The organism is Thermoplasmata archaeon (assembly GCA_038851035.1).
Lineage (GTDB): Archaea > Thermoplasmatota > DTKX01 > VGTL01 > VGTL01 > JAWCLH01.
On the sequence record JAWCLH010000004.1, the window covers coordinates 111,748 to 119,687 of the forward strand.

General features: G+C 58.0%; 9 protein-coding genes. 5 read left to right on the forward strand and 4 right to left on the reverse strand.

Annotated elements, in window-relative coordinates:
• The first annotated feature begins 1 nt into the window (after position 1).
• The 4 genes from QW379_02300 (at position 2) to QW379_02315 (ending at position 2,766) form a co-directional block, all read left to right on the forward strand.
• Positions 2–859: a metal ABC transporter ATP-binding protein gene (locus tag QW379_02300; GenBank protein MEM2869240.1), complete on the forward strand. Its 858-nt coding sequence runs from the start codon at positions 2–4 to the stop codon at positions 857–859.
• Positions 856–1,689 carry a metal ABC transporter permease gene (locus QW379_02305; GenBank protein ID MEM2869241.1) on the forward strand — a complete coding sequence of 278 codons (834 nt, stop codon included), beginning with the start codon at positions 856–858 and terminating at the stop codon, positions 1,687–1,689. Before QW379_02300 ends, QW379_02305 begins: the two co-directional genes overlap by 4 nt.
• Positions 1,686–2,096, forward strand: coding sequence for a CopG family ribbon-helix-helix protein (locus tag QW379_02310; GenBank protein MEM2869242.1), 411 nt, complete (start codon positions 1,686–1,688; stop codon positions 2,094–2,096). Before QW379_02305 ends, QW379_02310 begins: the two co-directional genes overlap by 4 nt.
• Positions 2,097–2,235: 139 nt before the next feature.
• On the forward strand, positions 2,236–2,766 hold the full coding sequence (locus tag QW379_02315; GenBank protein ID MEM2869243.1) for an O-acetyl-ADP-ribose deacetylase: 531 nt from the start codon (positions 2,236–2,238) through the stop codon (positions 2,764–2,766).
• Between the two features lie 100 nt (positions 2,767–2,866).
• Here QW379_02315 and QW379_02320 read toward each other — a convergent pair whose 3' ends face one another.
• A complete protein-coding gene (locus tag QW379_02320; protein MEM2869244.1) occupies positions 2,867–3,649 on the reverse strand; it encodes an enoyl-CoA hydratase-related protein in 783 nt (260 codons plus the stop codon).
• A gap of 323 nt (positions 3,650–3,972) precedes the next feature.
• Here QW379_02320 and QW379_02325 point away from each other — a divergent pair, with 323 nt between their 5' ends.
• Positions 3,973–4,362, forward strand: coding sequence for a PH domain-containing protein (locus QW379_02325; GenBank protein MEM2869245.1), 390 nt, complete (start codon positions 3,973–3,975; stop codon positions 4,360–4,362).
• A gap of 79 nt (positions 4,363–4,441) precedes the next feature.
• Here QW379_02325 and QW379_02330 read toward each other — a convergent pair whose 3' ends face one another.
• From QW379_02330 to QW379_02340, 3 genes are all read right to left on the reverse strand, one after another.
• Positions 4,442–5,293 carry a 3-hydroxybutyryl-CoA dehydrogenase gene (locus tag QW379_02330; GenBank protein MEM2869246.1) on the reverse strand — a complete coding sequence of 284 codons (852 nt, stop codon included), beginning with the start codon at positions 5,291–5,293 and terminating at the stop codon, positions 4,442–4,444.
• A 57-nt stretch (positions 5,294–5,350) separates the two neighbouring features.
• Positions 5,351–6,466, reverse strand: a complete 1,116-nt coding sequence (locus tag QW379_02335) for a tetratricopeptide repeat protein (GenBank protein MEM2869247.1) — start codon at positions 6,464–6,466, stop codon at positions 5,351–5,353.
• Positions 6,467–6,623: 157 nt separating this feature from the next.
• A partial coding sequence (locus QW379_02340; GenBank protein ID MEM2869248.1) for a radical SAM protein occupies positions 6,624–7,940 on the reverse strand: 1,317 nt, incomplete at its 5' end.

A 7,940-nucleotide genomic window follows, 5' to 3' on the forward strand; every position in this document is an offset into this window, starting at 1 on the left:
GATGGGCGGGGCTGGGTCCACGGGAGCCGGGCCGAGCGGGGAGAGCGAGTTGCACCAAAAATCGGGAGAAGCGGGAGGGGCCGGGGCCGACTCGACGCCGGCGATCGAGGCCAGGGGCCTGACCATCCAGCGCAACGGCCGGACAGTGATCGAGGATGCCACCTTCAGGATACCGAGGGGCGAGTTCGTCGGCATCGTCGGCCCCAACGGAGGGGGGAAGACCACCCTCATCCAGGGTCTACTCGGCCTCCTGCCCCTTTCCGGTGGCAGTGTCAGAATCTTCGGGCAGGAGCTCCGCGATTTCAAGGATTGGGACAGGGTGGGGTACGTTTCGCAGGACGCGACGGCATACGACCCCTCATTCCCGCTGACCGTGAAGGAGCTCGTCGGCATCGGTCTCGTTTCAGGCAGGCGGCTGGGCCGCCCGCTCCGTCCCCGTGACTGGGTCAGGGTCGATGAGGAGCTTGAGTTCATGGGCCTCGCGGAGCTCTCGAACCGCAGAATCGGAGAGCTCTCTGGGGGAGAGAAGCAGAGGGTGGCCGTGGCGCGCGCGATGGTGCGCCGGCCCGACCTTCTCGTGCTCGACGAGCCTGAGTCGGGCATGGACGCACCTGCGCTCGAGAGCTTCTATGGAAAGCTTAGCGAGCTGCAGAGGAACCGGGGTATAACGACGCTCGTGGTGTCGCACGATCTCTCGACCGTTTTCTGCAGAATGTCGATGGTGCTCTGTGTCAATAGGGTGGTGTTCTCCTCTTGCGTCACAGGGGACCTCGCGAATGGTGAGCTCCTGAAGAAGGTCTACGGCGAGCACTTCACATTCGTCTTCCACAGGCACGAGTGCTCGGGGGGGTTCAGATGAGCGGCCTTTCCGTCTCTGACCTCCCATCCCTGCTCGGTTACGGGTTCTTCCAGAACGCGCTGGTTGGCGGGGCGCTCGCCGGGGCCACCTGCGCCGCCATAGGGCTATTTCTTCTTCTTCGCAGGCAGGCGTTGATAGGGGAGGGGCTGGCCCACCTCTCCTTCGGCGGCATCGCGCTAGGCCTCTTCCTCGGGGTTTACCCGATTTATACCGCGCTCCTGCTCTCCATTATCGCCACGATTATCATCACCTATCTGCACCGGAAGGGCATAGCCCAATCTGACGCCGGCATCGGAATCGTTGTTGCCTTCGGCCTCTCCCTAGGGCTCGTGCTTATCTCTCTCTCGAAGGGCTTTAGCGTGGACCTCTTCTCCTATCTCTTCGGCTCTATCCTGACTATGGACGTGCAGGACCTCTACACCTCTGCTGGCTTAGCAATCCTCTCCCTTATTTTCCTCCTGATTCTACACAAGGAGATTCTATACATAACCTTCGACGAGAAGTCTGCGAGGGTCTCGGGGGTGCCTGTGGAGGCGATTGAGCTTTCTTTCAATGTCCTGGTGGCAGTCACGGTCACCCTTTCCATCAAGCTCATCGGCATTCTGCTGGTCACTGGAGTTCTGATTCTCCCCGGCGTATCGGCCCTCCAGCTCAGGGCCTCCTTCAGGGGTACCATCTCGGTGGCGGTGGGGCTCGCGGTGGTGTCCGTCATCACAGGAATCATACTGTCCGCGCTGGCCGACCTGCCGACCAGCGCAGTGATAATCTTCGTATCAATCACGGCAGCGGCGCTTTGCGGGATATACAGAAGGCTTGGTGGTCGCGGGTGAGAAAGAGAAACAATCTCGAGGTTCTGTCTTTCAGCCTGCCGGCGGAGCTCGTGCGCGGGCTGGATGCCCTGTCCAGAAAAGTCGGGTACACCGCGCGATCCGAGCTGATTCGAGACGCCATAAGGCTCCTGATAAAGCGCCACCAGAAGCTCGAGCGTCTCGAGGGTATGGCGGAGGGGATAATCATCGCCATCTACGACCACTCTGCGGAGAAGAAGGTCTCCGAGCTCAGGCACAGGTTCACCGACATCGTCCGCTCCTACACCCATTGCGACTTCGACCTGAACGACCGGAGATGCTGCGAGGTCCTGATATTCAGAGGAGAGGCGGGGAGGGTCAGGGGACTCGCAAATGGAATGCAAGCGATAAAGAAGGTGGATGAGATTCAGGTATTCATTGCCCGATGACAGGGGGTCCGGTCACGTGATTGGGGATGTGAGGGGAGAGAACACCGAAGGTAGCAAACCGCCTCGAAAGGGGGCGAAGGGGGACCAAAAGGATGAGCCCCCCCTGTCCACGGGAGAAGGGTTGGAGGTCAGAATCGGAATGGGCACCCTCAGAATTGTCGAGGGCGACATAACAAAGCAGAGGGTCGACGCCATTGTCAACGCCGCCAATAGCTCCCTTATGGGCGGCGGGGGTGTGGACGGGGCCATTCATCGGGCTGGAGGACCCGCGATTCTCGAGGAGTGTAGGAGGATAGTGAAGAGAATCGGCCGCCTCCCTCCGGGGAAGGCGGTCCTCACAACTGGTGGAAACCTTCCGGCGAGGTACGTAATTCACACAGTCGGGCCTATCTGGAAGGGTGGGAGGGCCGGGGAGGAGGCTGCTCTGGCCTCATGCTACCGGGAGTGCCTCAGAATCGCTAGGGAGCGGGGATTGAGGAGCGTCGCCTTCCCCTCCATCAGCACCGGCGCCTACGGCTACCCTATGGGAGAAGCGGCGAGAGTCGCTCTTCGGACCGTCGCTGAGGTTCTTGAAAAGGGAGATGGGGTGGAGGAGGTAATCTTCGTGCTGTGGGGGAGGGAGGCGTTTGAGATTCACGCAAGGGCTCTGCAGGAGTTAATGCGCTCCTGAGCACCATTGGTTGTGCGTGGGGCCCATATTGTCCTGAGAGGTTGGGATCCATGGAGCAGCCGAATGCCTCCTCAGGAGCTGGTGGAGTGAAGGGGGCTCTCTATCTACCGATGAACTTCGGTTCTCTCTTCTCGAGGAAAGCCTTCATACCCTCGACCCGGTCCTGTGTTGAGAAGCATAGACTGAAGGACTGCTTTTCGAGGGCGCACCCGCTTTCTAGGTCCATGTCAAGTCCCCTATCTATACAGAGTTTTGCCAATTTGACCGCGATCTGGCCCCTAGAGGCGATTGTGGCAGCGAGCTTTCTCGCCTCCTCCATGAGCCTGTCCGGGGACACGACCCTCTCCACGAGCCCTATCCTGAGCGCCTCGGCGGCGTCGTACATATCCCCGGAGAGAATCCACTCTTTCGCCTTGCCCGGGCCTATGAGACGGGCGAGCCTCTGGGTTCCACCGAACCCCGGCGGGACGCCAAGCTTGACCTCCGGCTGGCCGAAGCGAGCCTTCTCTGAGGCTATCCTGATGTCACAGGCAAGCGCGAGCTCGCAGCCGCCGCCGAGGGCGAAGCCGTTGATCGCAGCGATAACGGGCTTTGGCCACCGCTGAATCTTCATCATAACCTGCTGACCCAGAGAGGCGAAGGCCTCTGCCTCCATCGGCCCGAAGCCAGACATCTCGGATATATCGGCTCCAGCCACGAAGGCTCTGTCACCCGCGCCGGTGATTATTATTACCCTAACGCCCTCGTCCCTCTCCAGCTCCTCCAACGCAGCCGCGAGCTCGCGAAGAGTCGCGGTGTTGAGAGCGTTGAGTGACTTCGGCCTGTTGATGGTCAGAATCCCGATTCCGTCCTCCTTGGACACGACGATGTTCTCGTATACCATCCTATGCCCCCACGGGCTAATAGCGCTGATTCTATATCATACTATTGAGCCGGAGGTTATTGAGCCGGAGGTGGGGACGAGGAGCTTCACGAGGTTCTGCACCACAATGTTTTTTATATCAGTGGGGATTCCATCGTCGACGACGGGACGGGGCATGCATGGGCAGCTCACAAAATTCAAATGGCAAGGGAACGGTCTTGGTGAAGGCCCCTTCGGGGAAGCCCCTCCCGGAAATGGAGCGGGTATGGTTCATCAGGGCGTCCATCTCTTTACTAGCCCTTATATGGATCTTCGGTGCGTGCCTCGTACCCCTAGATTTTTTATTGGGCAGAAGTTTATTTATCTCTTTTTTCATCGGCCTCTCCATTCTAGCCCTGGTCGGCTCCTTCGTGTGGGCCAGAATGTTCTATGCGAGCTACAGGTTCGAGCTGAGGGATAGGGACATCCTTGTGGAATCGGGTGTGCTCTTCCGGAAAAGAACCTACATACCCTATAGCAGAATTCAGAATGTTAATGTTCTTCAGGGACCGATATTAAGAATCTATGGCCTGAAGAGTATAATGATAGAGACCGCTGGGGGTGTATCGTACCAGCAGGGTCCCGCGGGAACGGGTATGGCGGAGGGCCAGATACCCGGACCAGAAAATCCCGAAAGCCTAGCTGAGGAGATAATGGGGCGGGTGAGGGAGGCGAGGGCGGGTGGAGGAATCTAGACCCCAAGGCTCGTAGGGGATTTATCCGATGGGCGCACGCGGGGGGGTGCGAGTCCTACGGGAGGTGTCCAGCGCTCACTCACTTCTGGTACTCATAAAATCCTGACCCCGTCTTTCTTCCCAGTTTTCCGGCCGCAACCATCTTCCGGAGCAGGGGGCATGGTCTGTACTTCGGGTCGCCAAGGCCACAATAGAGGACCTCCATTATGGATAGGCAGACGTCGAGCCCTATGAGATCGGCGAGCTCAAGCGGGCCCATTGGTTGGTTGGTCCCGAGCTTCATACAGGCGTCTATCGCCTCCCTCGTCCCGACTCCCTCCATCAATGCGAAGCAAGCCTCGTTTATCATAGGCATCAAAATGCGGTTGACAATGAAGCCCGGGTAGTCATTTGCCTCGACCGGCTCCTTACCCATTTTCCTTGCAAGCTCTACGACTGTTTTCGTCGTCTGCTCCGAGGTCTGTACCCCCTTGATCACCTCGACGAGCTTCATTACCGGCACGGGGTTCATGAAGTGCATTCCGATGAACCTGTCCGGCCTCTTCGTGGCCGCGGCGAGCTCCGTTATCGAGATGGACGATGTGTTGGAGGCGAATATCGTCTCTGGGGGACAGATGGCGTCAAGTTCTTTGAAGAGCTGTTTCTTGAGAGGAGCGCTCTCTACAATCGCCTCTATAACAATCATCGCGTCCGCGCACTCCTTCAGCTCGAGTGTGCCTCGGATTCGGCCGAGGACCCTCGCCTTCTCGTCGGTCCCGAGCTTTCCTTTCTCCACCATCTTCGAGAGGCTCTTATCAATATTCTTCATCCCACCGTCAACGAACCTTTGCTCTATGTCCCTCATCACAACGTCGTACCCGGCCGCTGCCGCGACCTGCGCGATGCCACTTCCCATCGTTCCCGCTCCCATGACGGCTATTTTATGGTGCATGACCAGACCCCCAGGCGTGAATGAGAATGGGGTTATTTGTAAATTTGCACTGGTTTCTCAGGGTCCCACACCGACCCCCAGTGAGAAAAGCTTCTCCCTTCCCTTCTGCGCCGCCTCGTTCTCGGGGTTGAGCCTCAGAGCCCGGTTATAGCATTCTAATGCCTCGTGGAGGTCACCCTTCAGCTCGAGTATCGTGCCCTTGTTGACCCACGCGTCGTCCGACTCGACCTTGGCCATCAGGGCCTTATCGAACGCTTCGAGCGCACCGTCGAGGTCCTTTTTGGCGTATCTTGCTATTCCAATGTTGTTCCAGGCCTCGAAGTCATGAGGCCGAATTCTCAGAGCGCTCTCATACGAGGCCAGGGCTTCATCCACCTTGCCCAGGTGAAACAATGCATCCCCCCTGGAATTCCAAGCCTGTACGAGGTCGGGCCTAAGCTTCAGGGCGATGTCCAGACACTTCACTGCCTCCTCGAACAACCCCATCTCCTCTTCCGTCAGTCCCTTCTCGAGCCACGCGCACGGGTCATTCCGGTCGAGGCATAGAGCCCTATCAAAATATTCTAGGGATTCTTTCCCCCGCCCGAGACCCAACAATGTACGGGCCTTTTGTGCCCAAGCACGCTCGAAGTCTGGGCGCAGCGTTATGGCCCTTGTGAATGAATCGACCGCCTCCTCCAGCCTTCCCATCGCCTGGAGCGCCATCCCCTTGTTATACTCTGCGACGGCGCTGTTCCTGTCGAGTTCCGCAGCTGCGTTGAAGTGCTCTAGAGCTCTTGGATAGTCGTGGATGAGGAATGCGGCGCTCCCGAGAAGATTCCGAAGCTCGAGGTCCTTGACCGGCGCCGCTAGGTGCTTTTCTAGCTCCTCGAGCTTCTCCTCGACAACTTCGGCAACGAATTTCTGGGCGTCAGAGACGGTCTGCGAAGTGAGACGGTCTACCACGGGTGGAATTCCGGCCTCGACCAGATACCGACCAAGTTCCTTTGCTATTTCCTTCGCGTCGCGCCCTACCACATCCAATTCCCGGAGCTCCGCCATCAGCTCCCGGGGGTCTCTCGGCTCGATAACAGTGGGTTGGGCTGATTTGTGGTGCGGTAGGGCCCTCCGGCACTTCTTGCATATTGTCGAGGCGTCCATGTTCATCGTTCCGCACGCAGCACAGCGAATCATCGTACCACACCAGAACGGAAATGGGAGTATGCGATAATATTGTTTACTGCCCGGCGAGTAGTTCAGCGTAAGGGGAGCGCATTGGTATCTTCGCTACCTAAGGCGTCAGCGGGCTTGCAGCTCGAGTGAAGGGGCCGTGGAATGGGGGCCGTTGGGGTTACGATGCGACCCCACCCGCCACACCTCCCTTCAACCTCTTTAGTCTCAGACCGTGCCTCACCTTCATATACTCCTCTTCCAGAAGACCCTCCCTTCGCGCCATCTCCCTTATTCTGTTGTAGAGGAACTGGTATCCGGGGTAGAGAATCTGCCTGTACCAGCTCTCCGCAAAGAATTCTTTAGCAAACTCATTTATCCAGTGGAGGGAATGGTTCAGGCAGCACTTCATCATCTCTTTCTGGGCATCGCTCAGGAACTCCATCCTGAACCTTTTCTCTTTGCTCATCCTCCCCCACGGGACAAAAAAGAGTGGGATAAAGATGCTCTTGAACTCCCTGAGCTCGTCCAAGAGCTCGATGGTTTTGATGACGTCGTCATCGGTTTCTCCCGGAAGACCGATGATGAATGTGCAGTAGGGGACCATATGGTTGTCGTGCATGATTCCCATGCTCCTATGAACGACTTCCGGCCACTCCTCAATCTTGAAAGGCTTTACCTTCCCGGGCATGTGCATCTCGACAAGCCTCGGCGAGCCGGTTTCGATTCCGACCTCCATTCCCAACCAGGGTTGCTTCTCACGAACCATCTCCATAACCATCCTTACAAGCTCCGGGTCCGCGGAGACGGCCGCAAGGGAGAGATGGCTCCACCCGAGATGCCTGTAATGCTTGAGACCTAGTTCGGTCAGCCTGAGCAACTTCTCCCTGTTGGGGAGGACGCCTTTGGAACCATAGAGTAATACATCCTCCGCATGGAAGGTTCCGTCCTTGACACCCGCCCTCTTATTGACCTCTATCTCCCTCTCTATTCTATCCAGCGGGAACCACCTCAGTTGTTGGAGGGTCACCGTGCAGAATCGGCAACCCCGTGGGCAACCCCGGCCGATTTCGGTGATTCCGCAAATTGTCCCCCCTCGAATCTCAGGAATCTCATCGAGCGGCGGAATCTCGTCCCGCGAGACCTCGTAGAACCGTGGTAGCTGCTCGCCCCTGAGGGCCTTTTGAATCAGCCTGGGGGCTGCCCTCTCTCCCTCCCCAATAACCACGCAATCAATATTCAGCTCCTCAAGTGCCCCGGGCTCCCTCTGGAGCTGCCAGGCTCCCTGCCCCCCAACGATGACTTTGCAACCCCTCTTTCTCGCTTCTGAAATGGCGGAACTCGTCATCAGTTTTCTGAAGTACCTCACGACAAACGGCTCCCCATCAAGAATGCTTCTCCACGTGAACGTGGATGGACCCCAGCCGAACGGATCCATCGTGCTGACGCCGAGGACTTTTACATCTCCCAGATGCCCGCGTAGGCGGTCGGGAGGAAC

What these genes read in the sequence shown, in the direction of transcription:
- QW379_02330 (MEM2869246.1), bottom strand. Translation starts at nt 5,293, where the DNA reads ATGCACCATAAAATAGCCGTCATGGGAGCGGGAACGATGGGAAGTGGC.
- QW379_02305 (MEM2869241.1), top strand. Translation starts at nt 856, where the DNA reads ATGAGCGGCCTTTCCGTCTCTGACCTCCCATCCCTGCTCGGTTACGGG.
- QW379_02320 (MEM2869244.1), bottom strand. Translation starts at nt 3,649, where the DNA reads ATGGTATACGAGAACATCGTCGTGTCCAAGGAGGACGGAATCGGGATT.
- QW379_02300 (MEM2869240.1), top strand. Translation starts at nt 2, where the DNA reads ATGGGCGGGGCTGGGTCCACGGGAGCCGGGCCGAGCGGGGAGAGCGAG.
- QW379_02315 (MEM2869243.1), top strand. Translation starts at nt 2,236, where the DNA reads ATGGGCACCCTCAGAATTGTCGAGGGCGACATAACAAAGCAGAGGGTC.
- QW379_02335 (MEM2869247.1), bottom strand. Translation starts at nt 6,466, where the DNA reads ATGATTCGCTGTGCTGCGTGCGGAACGATGAACATGGACGCCTCGACA.